Origin of the sequence: Carboxydothermus hydrogenoformans Z-2901 (genome assembly GCF_000012865.1) — a bacterium.
Lineage (GTDB): Bacteria > Bacillota > Z-2901 > Carboxydothermales > Carboxydothermaceae > Carboxydothermus > Carboxydothermus hydrogenoformans.
Genome location: NC_007503.1, coordinates 268,837 through 287,988 on the forward strand (window position 1 = coordinate 268,837; position 19,152 = coordinate 287,988).

The 19,152-nt window shown below is 44.3% G+C and carries 18 protein-coding genes, 7 tRNA genes and 1 other annotated feature (1 of these 26 only partly in view); of the genes, 24 read left to right on the forward strand and 1 reads right to left on the reverse strand.

Annotated features, from left to right (window positions below; all coding sequences use genetic code 11):
• The first annotated feature begins 21 nt into the window (after positions 1-21).
• The 24 genes from murI (at position 22) to lon (ending at position 18,004) form a co-directional block, all read left to right on the forward strand.
• Positions 22-819 (forward strand): glutamate racemase, encoded by a 798-nt coding sequence (gene murI, locus CHY_RS01370; protein ID WP_011343252.1) that lies wholly within the window; start codon positions 22-24, stop codon positions 817-819.
• The gene (gene glmS, locus CHY_RS01375; RefSeq protein WP_011343253.1) at positions 816-1,229 is read left to right on the forward strand and encodes a methylaspartate mutase subunit S; all 414 of its coding nucleotides are present in this window, start codon (positions 816-818) and stop codon (positions 1,227-1,229) included. The genes murI and glmS overlap by 4 nt, the downstream gene beginning before the upstream one ends.
• A 12-nt stretch (positions 1,230-1,241) precedes the next feature.
• Positions 1,242-2,594 carry a methylaspartate mutase accessory protein GlmL gene (glmL, locus tag CHY_RS01380; protein ID WP_011343254.1) on the forward strand — a complete coding sequence of 451 codons (1,353 nt, stop codon included), beginning with the start codon at positions 1,242-1,244 and terminating at the stop codon, positions 2,592-2,594.
• Between the two features lie 21 nt (positions 2,595-2,615).
• A complete protein-coding gene (locus tag CHY_RS01385; protein ID WP_011343255.1) occupies positions 2,616-4,064 on the forward strand; it encodes a methylaspartate mutase subunit E in 1,449 nt (482 codons plus the stop codon).
• Between the two features lie 8 nt (positions 4,065-4,072).
• Positions 4,073-5,047 (forward strand): 2-hydroxyacyl-CoA dehydratase family protein, encoded by a 975-nt coding sequence (locus CHY_RS01390; RefSeq protein WP_011343256.1) that lies wholly within the window; start codon positions 4,073-4,075, stop codon positions 5,045-5,047.
• A 12-nt stretch (positions 5,048-5,059) separates the two neighbouring features.
• Positions 5,060-5,815, forward strand: coding sequence for an acyl-CoA dehydratase activase (locus CHY_RS01395; RefSeq protein ID WP_028051566.1), 756 nt, complete (start codon positions 5,060-5,062; stop codon positions 5,813-5,815).
• Positions 5,815-6,543, forward strand: a complete 729-nt coding sequence (locus tag CHY_RS01400) for an MBL fold metallo-hydrolase (protein WP_011343258.1) — start codon at positions 5,815-5,817, stop codon at positions 6,541-6,543. Before CHY_RS01395 ends, CHY_RS01400 begins: the two co-directional genes overlap by 1 nt.
• Positions 6,540-7,442, forward strand: coding sequence for a hypothetical protein (locus tag CHY_RS01405; protein ID WP_011343259.1), 903 nt, complete (start codon positions 6,540-6,542; stop codon positions 7,440-7,442). Before CHY_RS01400 ends, CHY_RS01405 begins: the two co-directional genes overlap by 4 nt.
• Positions 7,442-8,206: a ribonuclease PH gene (rph, locus tag CHY_RS01410; protein WP_011343260.1), complete on the forward strand. Its 765-nt coding sequence runs from the start codon at positions 7,442-7,444 to the stop codon at positions 8,204-8,206. The genes CHY_RS01405 and rph overlap by 1 nt, the downstream gene beginning before the upstream one ends.
• Positions 8,181-8,789, forward strand: coding sequence for an XTP/dITP diphosphatase (locus CHY_RS01415; protein ID WP_011343261.1), 609 nt, complete (start codon positions 8,181-8,183; stop codon positions 8,787-8,789). The genes rph and CHY_RS01415 overlap by 26 nt, the downstream gene beginning before the upstream one ends.
• Positions 8,774-9,244, forward strand: a complete 471-nt coding sequence (locus tag CHY_RS01420; RefSeq protein WP_011343262.1) for a metallophosphoesterase family protein — start codon at positions 8,774-8,776, stop codon at positions 9,242-9,244. The genes CHY_RS01415 and CHY_RS01420 overlap by 16 nt, the downstream gene beginning before the upstream one ends.
• 79 nt (positions 9,245-9,323) lie before the next feature.
• A tRNA-Gly gene (locus tag CHY_RS01425) sits at positions 9,324-9,397 on the forward strand.
• Between the two features lie 11 nt (positions 9,398-9,408).
• A tRNA-Arg gene (locus tag CHY_RS01430) sits at positions 9,409-9,484 on the forward strand.
• A 108-nt stretch (positions 9,485-9,592) separates the two neighbouring features.
• Positions 9,593-9,670: transfer RNA gene (locus tag CHY_RS01435), tRNA-His, on the forward strand.
• Positions 9,671-9,687: 17 nt separating this feature from the next.
• Positions 9,688-9,762: transfer RNA gene (locus CHY_RS01440), tRNA-Gln, on the forward strand.
• Between the two features lie 43 nt (positions 9,763-9,805).
• Positions 9,806-9,881 (forward strand) — tRNA-Lys (locus CHY_RS01445).
• 51 nt (positions 9,882-9,932) lie between these two features.
• Positions 9,933-10,015, forward strand: a tRNA-Leu gene (locus CHY_RS01450).
• Between the two features lie 14 nt (positions 10,016-10,029).
• Positions 10,030-10,104, forward strand: a tRNA-Gly gene (locus CHY_RS01455).
• 197 nt (positions 10,105-10,301) lie between these two features.
• Positions 10,302-11,585, forward strand: coding sequence for a trigger factor (gene tig / locus CHY_RS01460; RefSeq protein WP_011343263.1), 1,284 nt, complete (start codon positions 10,302-10,304; stop codon positions 11,583-11,585).
• Between the two features lie 24 nt (positions 11,586-11,609).
• Complete coding sequence (clpP, locus tag CHY_RS01465) at positions 11,610-12,197, forward strand: ATP-dependent Clp endopeptidase proteolytic subunit ClpP (RefSeq protein ID WP_011343264.1); 588 nt, start codon at positions 11,610-11,612, stop codon at positions 12,195-12,197.
• A 16-nt stretch (positions 12,198-12,213) separates the two neighbouring features.
• Positions 12,214-13,470, forward strand: coding sequence for an ATP-dependent Clp protease ATP-binding subunit ClpX (gene clpX, locus CHY_RS01470; RefSeq protein ID WP_011343265.1), 1,257 nt, complete (start codon positions 12,214-12,216; stop codon positions 13,468-13,470).
• A gap of 259 nt (positions 13,471-13,729) precedes the next feature.
• Complete coding sequence (locus CHY_RS13285) at positions 13,730-13,870, forward strand: hypothetical protein (protein ID WP_011343267.1); 141 nt, start codon at positions 13,730-13,732, stop codon at positions 13,868-13,870.
• Positions 13,871-13,914: 44 nt separating this feature from the next.
• Positions 13,915-15,558 carry an ATP-dependent protease LonB gene (lonB, locus tag CHY_RS01475; protein WP_011343268.1) on the forward strand — a complete coding sequence of 548 codons (1,644 nt, stop codon included), beginning with the start codon at positions 13,915-13,917 and terminating at the stop codon, positions 15,556-15,558.
• A 118-nt stretch (positions 15,559-15,676) separates the two neighbouring features.
• Complete coding sequence (gene lon / locus CHY_RS01480) at positions 15,677-18,004, forward strand: endopeptidase La (RefSeq protein ID WP_420827298.1); 2,328 nt, start codon at positions 15,677-15,679, stop codon at positions 18,002-18,004.
• A gap of 25 nt (positions 18,005-18,029) precedes the next feature.
• Here the strand turns inward: lon and CHY_RS01485 are convergent, their stop codons facing one another.
• A complete protein-coding gene (locus CHY_RS01485) occupies positions 18,030-18,938 on the reverse strand; it encodes a hypothetical protein (RefSeq protein WP_011343270.1) in 909 nt (302 codons plus the stop codon).
• A gap of 89 nt (positions 18,939-19,027) precedes the next feature.
• Positions 19,028-19,152 (forward strand) — a binding site (T-box leader) (it continues 99 nt past the right edge of the window).

Below are 19,152 nucleotides of genomic sequence, written 5' to 3' on the forward strand. Positions count from 1 at the left end.
ATTTACAGGAGGTTTAGCATTTTGGACAAAGCATCATTGGGTATCGGAATTTTTGATTCGGGGGTTGGCGGAGTAACGGTATTAAAAGAACTGATAAATTTGCTTCCCGGGGAAAACTTTTACTATTTGGGAGACACTGCGCATGTGCCTTACGGCTCAAAATCCAAAGAGGAATTATTAATTTTGGGCGATGCCATAATTCGCTTTTTTCTTAAGTTAGGGGTTAAGATGGTAGTTTTTGCCTGCAATACCAGTTCGGCCATAACCTTACCCATTTTAAAAGAGAGATACCCGGTTTTAATGGAAGGAATGCTTGAACCCTTAAGGAAAAATATGCCGGCCAAAGCCAAGGTCGGGGTGCTGGCCACCGAGGCGACGGTGAAAAGTGGGCTTTATCAAAAAAAGCTTATGGAAACTAACAAGTTTCAAGAAGTTTATATGATAGCTTGTCCCCAGTATGTACCCTTGATTGAAAAGGGGATTGTTTCGGGGAAAGAAGTAGAAGAAGCTACCCGGGAATACTTTGAGCCACTTCTAAAAGAAGAAGTTAGAGATGTGGTCCTGGGTTGTACCCATTATCCTTTTTTAACCGAAACTATTCAGAAACTTTACCCCAAAATTCAGGTAATTGACCCGGCGGCCTATGTTGCCCGGGAGGTTTATCGAAAATTAAAGGAAAACAAGCTTTTAGGTGAGAATGGCGGAAAAGTCCAGTTTTATGTGACCGGCGATGAAAAAAGTCTAAAAAATCTTGGAAGCTTGTACTTAGGCTATAACATAGATAGGGTCCAAAAAATTGACTTGGAGGTAATAGTATGAAAGAGGTAAATTTAGTGCTCGGGGTGATTGGGGCTGATGTTCACGCCATTGGAAATAAAATTTTAGAGTATGCACTAACCAATGCCGGTTTTAAGGTACACAATTTAGGGGTAATGGTAAGCCAGGAAGAATTTGTGAAGGCTGCTTTAGAGACCGATGCCAAAGCGGTATTGGTTTCTTCCCTTTATGGCCACGGGGAAATTGACTGCCGTGGTCTTAAGGAAAAGTTTATTGAAGCTGGTCTGGATGATGTGCTCCTGTATGTTGGGGGTAATTTAGTAGTGGGGAAACAGGATTTTTCCGAAGTTGAGAGAAAGTTTAAAGCAATGGGATTTGACCGGGTATTTCCCCCGGGGACGATGCCGGAAGAAGCAATAAAGGCCCTTAAAGAAGACCTTGGGCTAATGTAGGGGGCTTTTAAGGTGAGGTTAGGGCTTTTTTTGGACATAGGCAGTACATATACCAAAGGACGAGTGGTGGAGTTAGAACGGGGGGAGCTTTTAGCCTCGGCTAAAGCTTATACTACCGTAGAAACCGATGTTACCCTTGGGATAAACGACTGTCTTTTAGAGTTATCACGGCAGGGAATTAAAGAGAAATATGATATAAAACTTGCCTCTTCTTCGGCCGCCGGCGGGCTCAGGATGGTGGCGGTAGGGCTGGTACGGGATTTAACCACCGAAGCGGCCAAAAAAGCCGCATTGACCGCCGGGGCACGGGTGGAAAAGAGCTATAGCTATGAGCTTACCCCGGAAGATTTGGACGAAATTTTGGCCCTGAAACCGGACATCATTTTACTGGCCGGAGGAACTGACGGCGGGAACAAAAAATACCTTTTAGAAAATGCCAGGAAGTTATCACGGCTAAAACTTAAAGGAACGATTTTGGTTGCCGGGAACCGCTCGGCGGCTTCCGAGGTTGCCGGAATTTTAGAAGGTAAGGTAGACTTCAGGATCGCTCCCAATGTTTTACCGGACCTCAATACCCTAAACATTGAACCGGTCCAAAACCTGATCCGCCAGATATTTTTAGAAAAAATAGTTGAAGCCAAAGGGTTAAAAAAAGCCGAAAAAATTGTGGACAAGGTAATGATGCCAACGCCCCTGGCGGTTTTAAAAGGGGCGGAGCTCTTAGCCCAAAAAATCGGGGAGCTTATATTAATTGATGTCGGAGGAGCTACTACCGATGTACATTCGGTAGCAAAGGGGCTGCCCACCTTAGCGGGGGTGAGTTTAAAGGGACTTCCGGAACCCTACGCTAAAAGAACTGTGGAAGGGGATTTGGGGTTAAGGAGAACGGTGAAAAATGTTGTTGAATACGGACGAGAAGAATTTTATAATTCAGGAATTACTTCCGGGCAACTAAGCGATTACCTTGAAAAAATTACAAAAGATCCGACGTATCTTCCCCAAACCCCCCAGGAAAAGGAAATTGAAAAAGCGCTTACCCGAATTTGTGTCAAAACGGCAATGAATCGGCATGCGGGAAGATTAGAGGAAATCTGGACTCCTGCCGGAAAAAGTTTTGTTCAGTACGGAAAGGATTTAACCAGGGTAGAAGCTTTGGTGGGAACCGGAGGACCTTTAGTTTATGCCGAGGAACCGGAAAAAGTTTTAGCGGCAGCCTTTTTTGAGGAAACAAATCCTAATATTTTAAAACCTAAAAATCCGGAAATGTATTTGGATACCGAGTATATATTGTTTGCAGCTGGCTTACTGGCGGAAAATGATCGGGAAACAGGTTTAAAACTATTAAATTCCGTTAAAAAACTTTAAACAAGCGGGAGGCAACGGGGAATGAAAGGGAAAATTGATCTGGAGAAGTTTTTGCAAAGTCGGAAGGAAGTTTTGGCTACCTGGCCTACGGGAGCGGAAGTGTCTTTAGAAGATGGTATAAACTACCATAAAGCTTTACCGCCGGAAAAAAACTTTGCTGTTAAGCTTAAAAAAGTTAAAGAGGAAGGAATTACTGCCATTCAACCCCGGGCGGGGGTTGCTTTATTAAACGAGCATATAGCTCTTTTGAAATATTTAGAAAAAGAAGGGGAAGCGGACTTTCTTCCCACCACCATTGACAGTTATACCCGGCAAAACCGGTATCAGGAAGCCCAGCGGGGTATCGAAGAAAGCCTAGCGGAAGGCCGGTCAATGTTAAACGGCTTTCCGGCGGTAAATTACGGGGTGTATCCTTGCCGCAAGATTATTGAAGAAGTTAACGTGCCGGTGCAGGTACGTCACGGTACTCCCGATGCCCGGCTTTTAGCAGAAATTACCCTGGCCGGGGGTTTTTCAAGCTTTGAAGGGGGAGGTATTACCTACAATATTCCCTATGCCAAGGAAGTCCCGTTGAGAAAATCTATTGAAGATTGGCAGTATGTGGACCGGTTAATCGGTTACTATGCGGAACACGGGGTTTTAATAAACCGGGAATCGTTTGGACCCCTTACCGGTACTTTAGTACCGCCGTCCGTTACCATTGCCATTAATATTTTAGAGCTTCTGTTAGCCGTCGAGCAGGGAGTAAAAAGCTTTACCCTGGGACTCGGGCAGTGCGGCAATTTAAACCAGGACGTAGCGGCTTTACACGGGATGGTTGAACTGGCGGAGGAGTACTTAAAGCGTTTTGGTTTTCAGGATGTGGATTTAACCACCGTATTTCACCAGTGGATGGGTGGTTTTCCGCAGGATGAAGCACGGGCGTTTGCCGTTATTGCCTGGGGAGCGGTGGCTGCCGCTTTAGCCAAGGCCAACAAGGTTATTGTTAAAACACCCCATGAAGCTTTGGGGGTACCCACCAAAGAAGCCAATGCCCAGGGTTTAAAAACCACCCGGCAGATTGTCAATATGCTAAAAGACCAGCGATTTATGGTTAATGAGGAATACCTTTTAGAAAAAGAAATGGTGAAAAAAGAAGCCCGGGCCATTGTGGAACGTACTCTGGAATTGGGTGAAGGGGACTTAGTTGCGGGAATTGAGCGGGCGTTTGCCGCAGGGGTTATTGATGTGCCTTTTGCCCCCAGTCGTTTTAACCTGGGGAAAATCCTGCCGGCACGGGATGATACCGGTGCGGTGCGGATTTTAGAGTTTGGCAATCTACCCTTTGATAGCGAAATCCGGGAATTTCATAGGGAACGGCTAAAACGGAGAGGGGAAAAGGAAGGACGGGAGCCCAGCTTTCAAATGGTGATTGACGATATATACGCTATTGGTAAAGGAATGTTAGTAGGAAAACCGAGGACAAAGTAGGTGGAGCGATGAAAGTTGGCATAACAACAACCATACCGGTAGAAGCGGTTTTTGCGGCGGGCAAGACGCCGGTTGATTTGAATAATATTTTTATAACCGCTCCTTCGCCTCAGGCTTTGGTGGAGGAAGCGGAAGAAGAAGGTTATCCGAGAAACCTTTGTGCCTGGATTAAGGGGCTGTATACCGTTGCCAAGAATGATCCGGAAATTGGAACGATTATTGCCGTAACCCAGGGAGATTGCAGTAATACCCATGCCTTAATGGAAACACTGATGCTGGCGGGAAAAGAAATTATACCTTTTGCCTATCCCTTTGACCGGGATTACGACCTTTTGGCCCACCAGTTAGAAAAATTAATTACCGCCCTGGGGACTACCTGGGAAGAAACTGTTCAAGTTAAAAAGCAGTTGGATGAAATAAGAAAATTTTTGGTGGAACTTGACTATTTAACTTTTGCCGAAGGAAAAGTCACGGGTTTTGAAAATCACCTGTGGCTTGTATCATCAAGCGATTTTAATCAGGACCCCGTAAAATTTCAAAAAGAACTGCTGGAGTTTTTAGAAAAAGCAAGAAGAAGGCCTGGAGAGAAAGAAAAGCTGCGTATAGCTTATATTGGTGTGCCGCCGATAATCCCCGACCTTTATGATTACCTGGAAGAGAGGGGCGCACGGGTAGTTTTTAACGAGGTCCAGCGGCAGTTTTCCATGCCGTATTTGGCAGAAGACCTCGTGCGGCAGTACCAGCTATATACCTATCCCTACGGCATTTTTGCTCGCCTCAAAGATATTAAAGAGCAACTTGAACTAAGAGAAGTGGATGCGGTAATTCACTATGCGCAAAGCTTTTGCTATCGGCAAATTGAAGATTTAATTATCCGGCGAGAAATTAAGCTTCCGGTTTTAACTTTGGAAGGAGATAAGCCGGGAAGAATGGATGCCCGCACCCGGATGCGGGTGGATGCTTTCTTGGATATGCTTCGTTAAAAGGTGATGAAAATGTATGTAGGAATTGACCTTGGCAGCAGAAATGTCAAAATGGCAGTTAAAGAAGATGGAGAAATAAGGTTTTTACTTTTTGATACGGTGAGTTTTTACCGGGAATACGGAAAGCTTGTGGATGGCGAGCTGGTGGTTGATTTTTCGGCTCTGGGGTTAACTCCCATCGAAAAAATCGTTTCCACCGGATACGGACGCCAGGCGGTAAAAATCAAGGGTGGCATTGATCTCCCGGAAATTCGGGCCCATGCTTTGGGGGCGGTTTACCAGACCGGGCTTATGGATTTTACCCTGTTGGATTTAGGGGGACAGGACAGTAAAGTTGTTTTGGTTAGAAAAGGTAAGGTTGCAGATTTTTTAACCAACGATAAATGCGCTGCTTCTACCGGAAGGTATCTTGAAAACATGGCTGCGGTGTTAAAGATTTCTTTAGAGGAATTGGGAAACTTTTATGAAGATCCGGTGGAACTGTCAAGTACCTGCGCTATATTTGGGGAAACGGAGCTTTTAGGCAAGGTGGTGGAAGGCTACCCTTTGGAACGGTTAGCGGCCGGGGTAAACTATACCATTTATAAAAGGATTGCTCCAATGCTTAAAAAACTTTTTTCTCCTCAGGTGGTGTTTACCGGTGGAGTAGCTTACAGCCGTGCTTTAAGAAAGATCATTGAAAAGGAGCTTGGGGTCGAGGTTGTAATACCCCGGGAACCGCAATTTAACGGTGCTCTCGGTTGCTTAAAATACGGAGGAGGGATTTAATGCGGCTAACGGTTTTAGGGTGCTGGGCTCCTTTCCCGGCACCGGGGGGAGCTACATCGTCATATCTTTTAGAAACGGAAAAGGCAACGATTTTAATTGATGCGGGGAGCGGGGCAGTAGCAAACCTGTTGAAGTGGGGACAACCGGAAAAACTTGATGCGGTGGTACTTTCCCACTGGCATGAAGACCATACTGCAGACCTGCCGATTTTACGTTATCTTGTCAGAAGCCTATTTTTTACCGGAAAACGGACAGAAAAAGTAAAACTTTTTTATCCCGAATCCCCGGAAAGGCCGGATATGAGTAAATATCAGGAATTTTTTGAGTTAATACCGATTAAAGAGGGAGAGTTTTTAGATATTAAAGAACTTAAAGGGTGGGCCGTTACCAATTCGCACCAGGCTTTATCTTACGGCTTTAAATTTACCAACGGAGTTAAAACCTTTGGTTATACCGGTGATACCGGCTATTTACCAAAGCATGCGGAGTTTTTTTACGGAGTAGATTTGTTACTGGCGGAGTGTACCGGCTTTAAAAAAGATAGCAGTTATACCCAAAATAACCATTTAACTACCGAAGAGTGTGCGCTTTTAGCGAAAAACGCCAAGGCAAAAAATCTTGCGGTGACCCACTTCTGGCCCTTTTACGATGTTTTAATGCTTTTAGACGAGGTTAGGGAGATTTACCCCGGGGCCTTTGCCGTACGGGAAGGAATGAGTATTGTATGAACATTTATCCCCATGAATATCTTTTAAAAGCGGTTTATTTTGCCCCCCGGGGCAAACACCGGCTTATGGCTTTAGGTTCGGTTTTGGCCGAGAGATATTTAAGCCCCAAGGATAAGCTGGTAGGGCTAATTGGTGATGCTGGAGCCGGCAAATCTTTATTAATTCGCGGGATGTTTCCGGGATTAGAGCTAACCAATGATGATGAAGGGATAAATTTGCGGCCATTACCGTTACTGGAAGATTATGAACGGGGAAATTTTCGCCACCATTCGTATCACGTGGATATGCGCTTTGAAATGGCTTTTACTCCGCCGTACCGTTTAGCCGAGGCGGTTAAAAAAGCTATCGATAAAGGACGGCGGGTAGTAATTGAACATTTTGATTTGCTGTATCCCTATCTAAATATTAATGCCGAGCTTTTAATCGGGATTGGTGCTGAAGTGATTTTATTTCGTCCCAATGTTTTTGGACCCTTTCCCCATGAGGTGGCCAATGAAGTGTTTCCCTCTTTGGTTTACCGGAAAATGGCCCATTCGGCGGAAGACCTGACCGGTTATGTTTTAAAAGAAATGGGGATTATCAAACCGGAGGTTCACAGTGATATCCGTAACGGTTTCTTACTGGAGTTTAAAGAAAAGCCCGAAATAGATTTGGAGGTTTTGGAAAAAAGGGTAAAAGAATTAATTGCTCAAAATCTCTCAATTTGCTATTATGATGAAGAACATATCAAGCTTGGCCAGGAAAAGGTTGAATGCACCGGCCCAAGGATTCATGTTTCCAAAACCGGTGAAATCAAAGGTTTTAAAATACTTAAAGAATTAAAATACGATCCTATTGAAAAACTTTATATAATTGCCGGGGTTGTTGGTCAGCAGGACAACGAAAATGAGGTGATTTAATGCGAATTGATGGTAGGGAAAAAGACCAGTTACGAACGGTTAAAATAACCACAAACTACATAAAACATGCTGAAGGTTCGGTTTTAATTGAAATGGGTGATACCCGGGTAGTTTGTACCGCTACCGTAGAAGATAAGGTGCCACCCTTTGCCAAGGGCGAAGGCAAAGGGTGGATTACTGCGGAATACGGAATGCTTCCCCGGAGTACCGAAACCCGCAATGTTCGGGAAGCGACCAAAGGTCGGCAATCGGGCCGGACCCTGGAAATTCAACGGCTAATTGGTCGAGCTTTAAGGGGAGTGGTTGATCTAAAAGCTCTGGGGGAGCGAACTTTGTGGATTGATTGTGACGTAATTCAGGCGGATGGGGGTACCAGGACTGCAGCGATTACCGGCTCTTTTGTGGCTTTAGCATTAGCGTTAAATAAGCTCGTTGAGGAGGGAATTTTACCGGTAATTCCCTTAAAGGATTTTGTGGCGGCGGTAAGTGTGGGTATTGTTGACGGCGAGGAAATTTTGGACTTAAATTTTGAGGAAGATTCGAAGGCTTTAGTGGATATGAACGTGGTGATGACCGGTTCTAACCGTTTTGTGGAAGTGCAGGGTACCGGTGAAGAAGCAACTTTTTCAATGGAAGAGCTGCAAAGGCTTTTAACACTGGCCCAGAAGGGGATCAGAGAGTTAATTGAACTTCAAAAACAGGCCCTGGGAGATATTGCCCGGAGGATAGGGATGGAAAATGCAGCGGATAGTAATAGCCAGTAAAAATCAAGGAAAGATCAAAGAATTTTCAGCGCTTTTAAGTTCTCTGGGTTTTTCCTTTGTTAGTCTTTTGGATTTTCCGGAAATCGGGGAAATACCCGAAAAGGGGACAACCTTCGAAGACAACGCCCGGCAAAAAGCCGTTACGGTTTCCAATTTTACCGGTTTGCCGGCACTGGCGGATGATTCGGGATTAGTGGTGGATGCCCTGGGAGGAAGACCTGGGGTATTTTCTGCTCGTTATGCCGGAGAGCCCAAAGATGATTTGAAAAATATCCAAAAACTTCTAAAAGAATTAGAAGGTGTACCCTGGGAAAAGAGGACGGCCCGCTTTGTCGCGGTACTTTGCCTTTATTTCCCTGACGGCTCACTTGTTACGGCCCGGGGGGAATGTGAGGGCTATATTTTAGAGGAAATGCGGGGTAGCGGTGGTTTTGGCTATGACCCGGTCTTTTATCTTCCGGATTACGGTAAAACTATGGCGGAACTTCCGTTAGAGATAAAAAACAAAATAAGCCACCGGGCCCGGGCGTTAGAGGAGCTTTTAAGGAAGCTAAAGGAGGAAAATAGGTGGAGTACCTGGTAGTTAGCGATACTCACGGACGCATTGAAAAGGTGATAAAATATGCGCGGAGCAGGAATTTTGCCGGAATAATTCATGCCGGGGATTACTACCGGGACGGTATAGCTCTGGGGGCGGAGCTCGGTATTCCGGTGTTTGCGGTTCACGGAAATTGTGATGGGGTCTGGAATGGGATAGAAGAAGAATTATTAGAATTAAACGGTATAAAGATATTTTTGACCCACGGTCACTTATACTATGTCAAGCACGATTTAAAACAGATCGCAGAAAAGGCTGCCCAGCTAAAAGTGGACCTTGCGGTTTTTGGACACAGTCACGTGCCGATTTTTACCGAGCTAAATGGTGTAAGGTTATTAAATCCTGGAAGCCCGGAAAGACCCAGGGAGGAGCAAAGGGGAAGTTTGGCGGTTTTAAAAATGGAGGCAAAAAGTTTTACGGCAGATCTAATTTATCTCTAAAAAACCAAAATTCACCATTAAATTATTTATTGACAAAAGCCAATGATTTATATATACTAATTGTTGCACGGAGGAACGAGCGGGTGTAGCTCAATGGTAGAGCCCTGGCCTTCCAAGCCAGTCGCGTGGGTTCGATTCCCATCACCCGCTCCATTTATTCATGTGTCCCTGTAGCTCAATGGATAGAGCAACGGACTTCTAATCCGTAGGTTGGGGGTTCGAGTCCCTCCGGGGACGCCATTTCTGGAGGTCAGAAGTTGGAAGTTAGAGGTTAGATTACATCTAACTTCAGTTAATTAATAAATTATTTTCCAACCTCCAATTTCCAATGTCCAATTTTCCAATATGGTGGGTGTAGCCCAACGGTTAGGAGGCGCATGACTGTGGATCATGACAGTGTGGGTTCAAATCCCATCACCCACCCCATTTTCCAATTTCTAAATTGGGGCGTCGCCAAGTGGTAAGGCAGCGGTCTTTGGAACCGCCATTCGTTGGTTCGAATCCAGCCGCCCCAGCCATTTGATAAAAACAGCAAAAGCTGTTACAATAAATTTTTGTTGTGAGCCATTAGCTCAGTTGGTAGAGCACCTGACTTTTAATCAGGGTGTCGAAGGTTCGAGTCCTTCATGGCTCACCATCTTTTTTTTATTTCTAACTTCCAACCTCCAACATCTAACTTCCAAAAGGAGCGGGTGTGGCGGAACTGGCAGACGCGCTGGACTTAGGATCCAGTGGGCAACCGTGGGGGTTCAAGTCCCTCCACCCGCACCAGATTAACTTTAGATGCGGAAGTGGCTCAGGGGTAGAGCATCGCCTTGCCAAGGCGAGGGTCGCGGGTTCGAATCCCGTCTTCCGCTCCAGAAGGTAAGCCCTGCAGTTATCGTGCAGGGTTCTTTGTTTTTTGTCCCAAGCCTTTTCTTGAAGGCAGTTTTTAGTTGCACATTGTTTATATTCTGTGTAGAATATAATAGTAATTAAATATATTGTTGCAACGGGATATGCCAAAAAAAGGAAAAGGTGACAACAGATTAAAATACATATTGCAAGGAGGATTAAGATGAAAGTTACCAAAGAAACTTTAGAAAAGAGTCGGGTGGAGTTAACCATCGAGGTAGAGGCGGAGGAAGTTTCTAAAGCATACGAAAAAGCTTATAAAAAGATTGCTCAAAAAGTGGTTATCCCTGGTTTTAGAAAAGGAAAGGCTCCCAGGGTTTTAGTGGAAAGACATGTGGGTAAAGAGTATATTTTAGAAGAAGCCCTGGATGAACTGTTGCCGGAGAGCTATGTTAAAGCGGTTAATGAGGCAGGAATCGAACCGGTAGATAAGCCGGAAGTATCGTTAGTTTCCTACGGGGTTAACGAACCGCTGGTTTATAAAGCGGTAGTGGATGTGAAGCCCGAGGTTGAGCTTGGTCAATATACCGGCTTGGAAGTAACCAAAATGCCCGTTGAAGTTACCGACGAAGAAGTAGAAAAAGAACTGGAATATCTTCAGAATCGGTATGCGAAACTTATTACCGTTGAAGATGGTGAAGCAAAATTTGGTGATATTGTGGTAATTGACTTTGCTGGGAAAATGAATGGAGAACCTCTCGAAGGGGGTAGTGCGGACAATTACCGGTTAGAACTGGGCTCAAAGGTTTTTATTCCTGGCTTTGAAGAGCAAATTGTGGGTATGAAACCGGGAGAAACAAAGGAAATTAACGTTACCTTCCCGGAAGATTACCAGAAAGAAGACCTTGCTGGGAAACCGGCAGTCTTTACTGTAACCTTAAAAGAAATTAAACGGAAAGAGTTAGCGCCCCTTGATGATGAGTTTGCCAAAGATGTTTCCGAATTTTCAACTTTGGCGGAGTTAAAAGAAGACCTCAAGAAAAAGATTGCTCAAACCAAGGAAAATATTTCCCGGGAAAAAATGGAAGCAGAAGTAGTTGAAAAAGCGGTAGATAATGCTAATGTGGAAATTCCCGCAAGCATGGTAAATCATGAAGTTGAGCATATACTTCATCATTTTGAGGAAGAGCTAAAGTACCGGCGGTTAACCTTGGAACAGTACCTGAATTACCAGAAGAAAACCCTGGATGAATTAAAGGAAGAATTAAAACCAAGAGCCGAACGCAATGTTAAAACCGAACTGGTTTTAGAAGCTATTGCCAAAAAAGAAGGAATTACCGCTACCGATGAAGAAATAGATAAGGAACTTGGTAAAATCGCCGAACTTTACCAGCAACCGGTAGAGGAAATTAAAAAGCTTTTTGCTCAGCGGATGGATGATCTTGCCTATTCCATTGTTCGCCGAAAAACGATTGACTTTTTGGTTGAAAATGCTAAAGCTGTTTAATTAAACAGATAAGGGGGTTTGGTTATGAGCTATCTTGTTCCCATTGTAATAGAACAAACCAGCCGGGGAGAAAGAAGTTACGATATTTGGTCAAGGTTATTAAAAGACCGCACAATATTTATTGGAGGACCTATAGACGACCATGTGGCAAATTTAGTGATAGCACAAATGCTTTTCTTGGAAGCGGAAGACCCGGAAAAAGATATTCACCTGTATATTAACTCTCCCGGCGGAGTAATAACCGCAGGAATGGCCATATACGATACAATGCAGTATATTAAACCGGATGTTTCTACCATTTGCATAGGTCAGGCGGCAAGTATGGGTGCCTTTCTGTTAGCGGCCGGGGCCAAGGGTAAGCGTTTTTCTCTGCCCTATGCCCGGATTATGATCCACCAGCCTTTGGGTGGAGTGCAGGGGCAAGCGACCGATATTGATATTCACGCGCGCGAGATATTAAGAATGAGAGATATGTTAAATGAATTATTAACCAAACATACCGGACAGCCGAAAGAGAAAATTGAACGGGATACCGAGCGCGACTTCTTTATGTCGGCTGCCGAAGCTAAAGAATACGGAATCATCGATGAGGTGATTACCGTTCGCAAATAATTTTTGAGGTGATGAAATGTTTGATAAAAATCAGCTAAAGTGTTCCTTTTGCGGTAAGCATCAGGACCAGGTGCGAAAGCTCGTGGCTGGACCAGGAGTTTATATATGTGATGAATGTATAGAACTGTGTAACGAAATTATTGAAGAAGAGTTAGCTGACGACCTGGAACTTTCCCTTGAAGAACTTCCCAAACCCCAGGAGATTAAGGCTTATCTTGACCAGTATGTTATTGGTCAGGAGGAAGCTAAGAAAGTACTGGCGGTAGCAGTTTACAATCACTACAAACGGATTAACCTCGGTGGCAAAATTGATGATGTGGAGTTGTCCAAAAGCAACATCCTCATGCTGGGACCGACCGGTTCCGGGAAAACATTATTGGCCCAAACTTTAGCCAGATTTTTAAATGTACCTTTTGCTATTGCTGATGCTACTGCCTTAACGGAAGCCGGTTATGTGGGAGAAGATGTGGAAAATATTCTTTTAAAACTTATTCAGAACGCCGACTATGATATTGAGCGGGCTGAAAAGGGAATTGTTTATATTGACGAGATCGATAAGATAGCCCGGAAGTCGGAGAATCCTTCTATTACCCGGGACGTATCCGGAGAGGGGGTCCAGCAAGCCCTTTTAAAAATCTTGGAAGGGACCATTGCTTCCGTGCCGCCCCAGGGAGGGCGGAAGCACCCGCATCAGGAGTTTATTCAAATTGATACTACCAACATCCTCTTTATCGTTGGTGGAGCTTTTGAAGGGATAGAGAAAATAATCCAAAACCGAATCGGGAAGAAAGGCCTGGGGTTTGGTGCGGAAATTAAACCCAAGAGAGAGCAAAATGTCGGCGAAATTTTAAAACATATTATGCCGGAAGATTTACTGAAATTTGGCTTAATCCCCGAATTTGTTGGCCGTCTGCCAATTATTGTAACTTTGGATGCCCTGGATGAAGATGCTCTGGTCAGAATCCTTACCGAGCCCAAGAATGCTTTAATAAAGCAGTATCAGAAACTGTTTGAATTAGATGGGGTAACTTTAGAATTTGAAGAAGATGCTTTAAGGGCTATTGCCCAGAAAGCTATTAAAAGAAATACCGGGGCGCGGGGTCTTAGAGCTATTTTAGAAGAAGTTATGCTCGATGTTATGTACGAAATACCATCCCGCAAAGACATTATTAAATGCATAGTAACGCGGGATGTTATTGAAAATAAAGCAAAACCCATTTTAGTAGGGACTGCAGAAAAGCGGAAAAAAGGTAAAAAAGAAGAGACGGCCTAATTGGAGATTGGAGATTAGAGTTTGGAAGCTGGAAGATAATTTAAAGACAGAAGAAGTGGTTCTTTAAAAAAAGGACCACTTCTTTTTTTATTGTTTAGAAGCAGATATCGGAATAGGATTGGCAAGTAAAATAAAAGGGATGGGGAAAACTAAGAGTAAATTAATCGAGGAGGTGTTAGGGGTGGTTCATTTAATTGGGATATTACTTTAGTACTTATTTTAAGCTTTTTAGAAAACTTGGGCAGGGAGATGATTTTTAATGCATCACTTAAAGAAGAATCTTCCCAAAAAATTTCGTTTTTTAGAGCCGGGCTGGTGGATGGTACATTTAACTGGACTGACATTAACGGGAATTTTAATGTACCTGGTCTTTCGCAACGAAAATGAGTTAGATCTTTAAATAAACTGCCTCTTTCCGGTAATAATAGGAAAGAGGTGAGAAAAATGGACGGATTTAGCGGAATTTTAGCGGTGGGCCAAATTATTCTTTTAGCAGCAATTTTGGCCCTTCTCTTTTCTCAGGGAAAAGCCCAGCAGGTAAATAAGAGTTATCTCGAGCGGGAAAGTGAAAAGGAGCTGGCTAAATTAAACCATTTACGCAGGATTTCTTTAACGGAACCATTAGCGGAAAAGACACGGCCGGAAAATTTTTCGGAAATCATCGGTCAGGAAGAAGGGATTGAAGCTTTAAAAGCCGCATTATGCGGTCCCAATCCCCAGCATGTAATTTTATACGGACCACCGGGAGTAGGGAAAACAGCTGCTGCCCGGCTGGTGTTAAAGGAAGCAATTAAAAGTCCCGCTTCTCCCTTTAAAGAAGGGGCTGCCTTTGTCGAGGTGGATGCCACCTGTACCCGGTTTGACGAGCGGGGAATAGCCGATCCTCTTCTGGGCTCCGTTCACGACCCAATCTATCAGGGGGCAGGGCCCTTAGGGATTGCCGGGATTCCCCAGCCTAAGCCGGGGGCTGTAACCAAAGCCCATGGGGGGATTTTATTTATTGATGAAATTGGGGAACTTCACCCGGTACAAATGAATAAGCTTTTAAAGGTTTTAGAAGACCGGAAGGTTTTTTTAGAAAGCGCTTATTACTTTTCCGAAAATCCGGAAATTCCCCAGCATATTCATGAAATTTTTCAAAAAGGTCTGCCGGCGGATTTTCGTTTAATTGGGGCAACCACCCGAAAGCCGGAAGAACTGCCACCGGCTTTAAGATCTCGGTGCGTGGAAATATTTTTTAAACCCCTTGGCGATGAAGAAATTCGGGAAATTGCCCAAAATGCGGCAAAAAAGATAGGGATATCCCTTGGAAAGCATGCCCTGCAAACAATTGTTAAATACGCCAACTCCGGGCGCGAAGCGGTTAATATCGTCCAGCTGGCGGCGGGGCTGGCGCTGGGGGAGGGAAGAAAGAGGATTTTGGCAAGAGATGTGCTGTTCGTAGCCCGGGCGGGTAATTATCATCCAAAGCCCCAGATTGTTTTATCCGATGAGCCGGCGATAGGAAGGGCTCTGGGCCTTGCGGTGACTGGACCAAAAAGCGGTGCGGTTTTAGCCGTAGAAGCATTGGCCGAACCTGCCGAAAACCTGCCCGGAAGTATCAACGTTTCCGGTATAATTGAAGAAGAAAAGTTTTCCCAAAGTCATACCGAGCTTATTGCCCGCAGTAAAATTCGCGGGGCTCTTGATAATGTTTTTGCGGTTTTTCGAAGCCAAACGGGAATTAATCCCCAAAAATACGATATTTATTTTAACTTTCCGGCTCCCTGGCCGGTGGATGGTCCGTCGGCCGGGCTTGCCTTGCTGGTAGCCCTTTATTCGGCAGTTTTCCGCTGTTTAATTCCGGCCAAAACCGCTTTTACCGGGGAAATTTCCCTTTTAGGTGAAATTTGTCCCGTAGGCGGAATTCCCGATAAAATAGAAGCTGCAGTCAGGGCCGGAGTTAAAACTGTTTTTTTGCCCTGGGGTAATTACCCCGAAGTAGAAGGAAATAAAAAAATAAACCTGGTTCCCGTAAAAAGTGTTGATGAAGCGTTAAATTATTTATTTGCGGGAAAGGACCAATCCCTTCCTTCTTCCTTAGCTTGAACTTACTTTTTAGATTATTTTATGATAGAATAATGATACTCAAAAAGGGAGGTGGTTAGAAGTGGAAACAAGGGAATTACCGCTTTTGCCATTACGGGGCCTTTTGGTTTTTCCCTATATGGTTATACATTTAGATGTAGGCCGGGAAAAATCCATTGCTGCTATAGATCAAGCAATGATTTCCGACCGCATTATTTGTCTGGCTACGCAAAAGGATGCCCAAATTGATGAGCCAACTCCGGACGATATATTTGCGGTAGGAACCATCGCCGAAATAAAGCAGCTTTTAAAACTTCCAGGAGGAACGTTAAGGGTTTTAGTTGAGGGTATCCAGCGGGCCAAAATTAAAAAGTACATAGAAAAGGAACCTTTTTTCCGCGTGGAAGTGGAGGTGACCCAGGAAGAGGTAAGTAAAACCCCGGAAATCCAGGCGTTAACCCGCAGTTTAATTTACCAGTTTGAGCAGTACGTTAAACTTTCCAAAAGAATTCCGCCGGAAACGGCCATAACCGTAGTTAATTTAGAGGAACCGGGGCGCCTGGCGGATGTGGTGGCAAGTCATTTGCCTTTAAAAATTGAAGATAAACAGAGAATCCTTGAAGCACTGGATGTAAAGAAACGGCTGGAAATTTTGCTGGAAATTTTAGCCCGGGAACTGGAAATAGTAGAAATAGAGCGGCGGATAAATTTGCGGGTTAGAAAGCAAATGGAAAAAACTCAGAAGGAGTATTATCTGCGGGAACAGCTTAAAGCCATTCAGCGGGAATTGGGGGAAAAAGACGAAAGGGTTGCCGAAGGGGAAGAGTACCGGGAAAAAATTAAAGAAGCTAAGCTTCCGAAGGAAGTTGAGGAAAAGGCCTTAAAAGAAGTGGAAAAGTTAGAAAAAATGCCACCGATGGCTGCTGAAGCAACGGTGGTGCGAAATTACCTTGATTGGATATTGGCTCTTCCCTGGAATCGTCGCACCAAAGACCGCCTGGATATTAAACTTGCGGAGCAGATACTGGAGGAAGACCATTACGGGTTGGAAAAGGTTAAAGAACGAATTTTAGAATATTTGGCGGTGCGAAAACTTACCAAGAAAATGAAAGGGCCCATTCTCTGCTTTGTGGGACCGCCGGGGGTGGGTAAAACATCCCTGGCGAAATCAATCGCCCGGGCCTTAGAACGAAAATTTGTGCGTATTTCGCTGGGGGGCGTACGGGATGAAGCGGAAATCCGGGGACACCGGCGGACTTATGTGGGGGCCTTACCGGGACGCATAATTCAGGGAATGCGCAATGCCGGAAGCCAAAACCCGGTATTTCTCCTGGATGAGATTGATAAAATGAGCATGGATTTTAGAGGTGACCCCTCGGCGGCTCTTTTAGAAGTTCTGGATCCGGAACAAAATAACAGCTTTTCGGACCATTATATTGAGCTGCCTTTTGATTTATCCCATGTCCTGTTTATTACGACTGCTAATAATTTATATAACATACCCCGTCCGCTTTTGGACCGGATGGAAGTCATCCATATCCCTGGCTATACCGAGGAGGAGAAACTGGTCATCGCGGAAAAGTATCTTTTACCAAAGCAGCTAAAGGAACACGGTTTAAAGCCCAAAAATCTCAAAATCTCCACCAATACCTTCTTAAAAATTATTCGGGAATATACCCGGGAATCGGGAGTTAGAAATTTAGAACGGCAAATTGCCTCCCTTTGCCGGAAAGCTGCCAAAGAAATCGTCACCGATAACGTGGAGGAAGTAAAAATTACCGTAAGCAACCTGGAGAGGTATCTGGGTATACCCAAGTACCGGTACGGTATCGCGGAAGCGGAGGATGAGGTAGGGGTTGCTACCGGTCTGGCCTGGACGGAAGTGGGCGGCGATGTAATGTTTATTGAAGTTTCGGTTCTTAAAGGGAGCGGCAAGCTCTACCTTACCGGTAAATTAGGAGAAGTAATGAAAGAATCGGCGCAAGCAGGCTTTTCCTACATTCGCTCCCGGGCAAAAGAGCTGGGCATTGAAGAAAACTTCCACGAAAAATACGATTTACACATCCACGTCCCCGAGGGAGCAATTCCCAAGGACGGCCCATCGGCGGGGATAACGATGGCAACGGCTATGGTGTCGGCTTTATCGGGACAAAAGGTGCGTAAGGACGTAGCCATGACCGGGGAAATTACCTTACGGGGAAAGGTACTGCCTATTGGTGGACTTAAAGAAAAAATTTTAGCGGCCAAGCGGGCAGGAATAAAAACCATCATTATTCCCCATGAGAACCGGAAAGAACTGGATGAAATTTCTCCGCAGGTAAAACGGGGCCTGAAGTTTATCCTGGTAAAGCACATGGATGAAGTTTTAGAGGCAGCTTTAATTCGGAAAGAAAAACCTGAAATTGAGCCGCCGGTGCCGGCGGAAGAAAAGGAAGTCACCGAACCATCGGAGATTTCCGTGCACTAAAGACCACCGTTATTCGGTGGTCTTTTTATGAAAAGATTTTTTGAAAAACAAAAAGGAGAAGATCGGTAAAACTAACTTTTTCCCTGATTTGCTGCAAAAGTTTTGTGTAAAAAGAGCTTTGAAAAAAAGGGCCCTGAGGGTTATTGTAGTATTGCTGAGCTATGGCCACGGTTGCCGGGTTAAAGGAAAGGTTTTTTGAGAAAAACCCCTCATTATTCAGAAAAAGAAACAGCTTTTGCTGTGTTGCGGGGGCAAGGGATAAAAAAGCGGTGGCTTCAGGGTTCTGGTAAAAAGCTTTTTGTCCGTGATAAAGGGCGGAAATAATATTTTGTAAGTCCTTAAATTTGATATCATCTTTTACCGCTAAAACAGCAAGATCCGGGGCTTTAATAACCGCGAAGGGAGTTAATTTTTTCAGGGGAGTTAAGGTGGAAGCAATGTAAAGATTTCCAATACCGGCCGTAAATGCTTCTTCTTTTATTTCTTCCGGTAAATCGAAGTAAGGGGTGTAGTCTTTATATGGTTTTATCCCCTGCCGGGATAAAAAATCCACTACATCCCGGTACTGTTTACTTCCCCTGGGAGGAAGGATTATCGCTTTATTTTTGAAAGAAAAATTTTGAGCAGGATTTCTTAGATAAATAGAATACGGCTCGAAGTTTGACAATTTTATAAGTATTTTATAGCCGGCAGGGATTTTTTCCGATGCTTTTACGGCGATTAATGCCGCCTGGTCTAAATTATCCACAACTTTAACTTTAGTTCCGTATAACTCCCAGTAGCCCTTATCGGTTAAATAATACAGTAACCAGAAATGGGGGGAATTTTTGGGTAAGAAAAGTCCGTAAATAGTTTGTTTATTTAATTTCAGGGTTAAAAATATTCCAAATATCAAACAAACTAACAGAAGGATGCTACCAATAATTTTTTTCATAATATCACCCTAAAAAAACTGTTATGCAGCAACTTGTTTAAAGTTGACAGTTTCCCGGGAAGAATATAAAATAATTTCCAAGCGAAAAGGAAAAAATGATGCCGGGGAGGAGTACCGAAATGCCTCCATGCAGAGAGGAAAGCCCCTGGGCTGAAAGGCTTTCCTGGCAGGCTTCGGGAACGTCGCCCCTAAGATTGTGAAGGGGAAGCCAGTA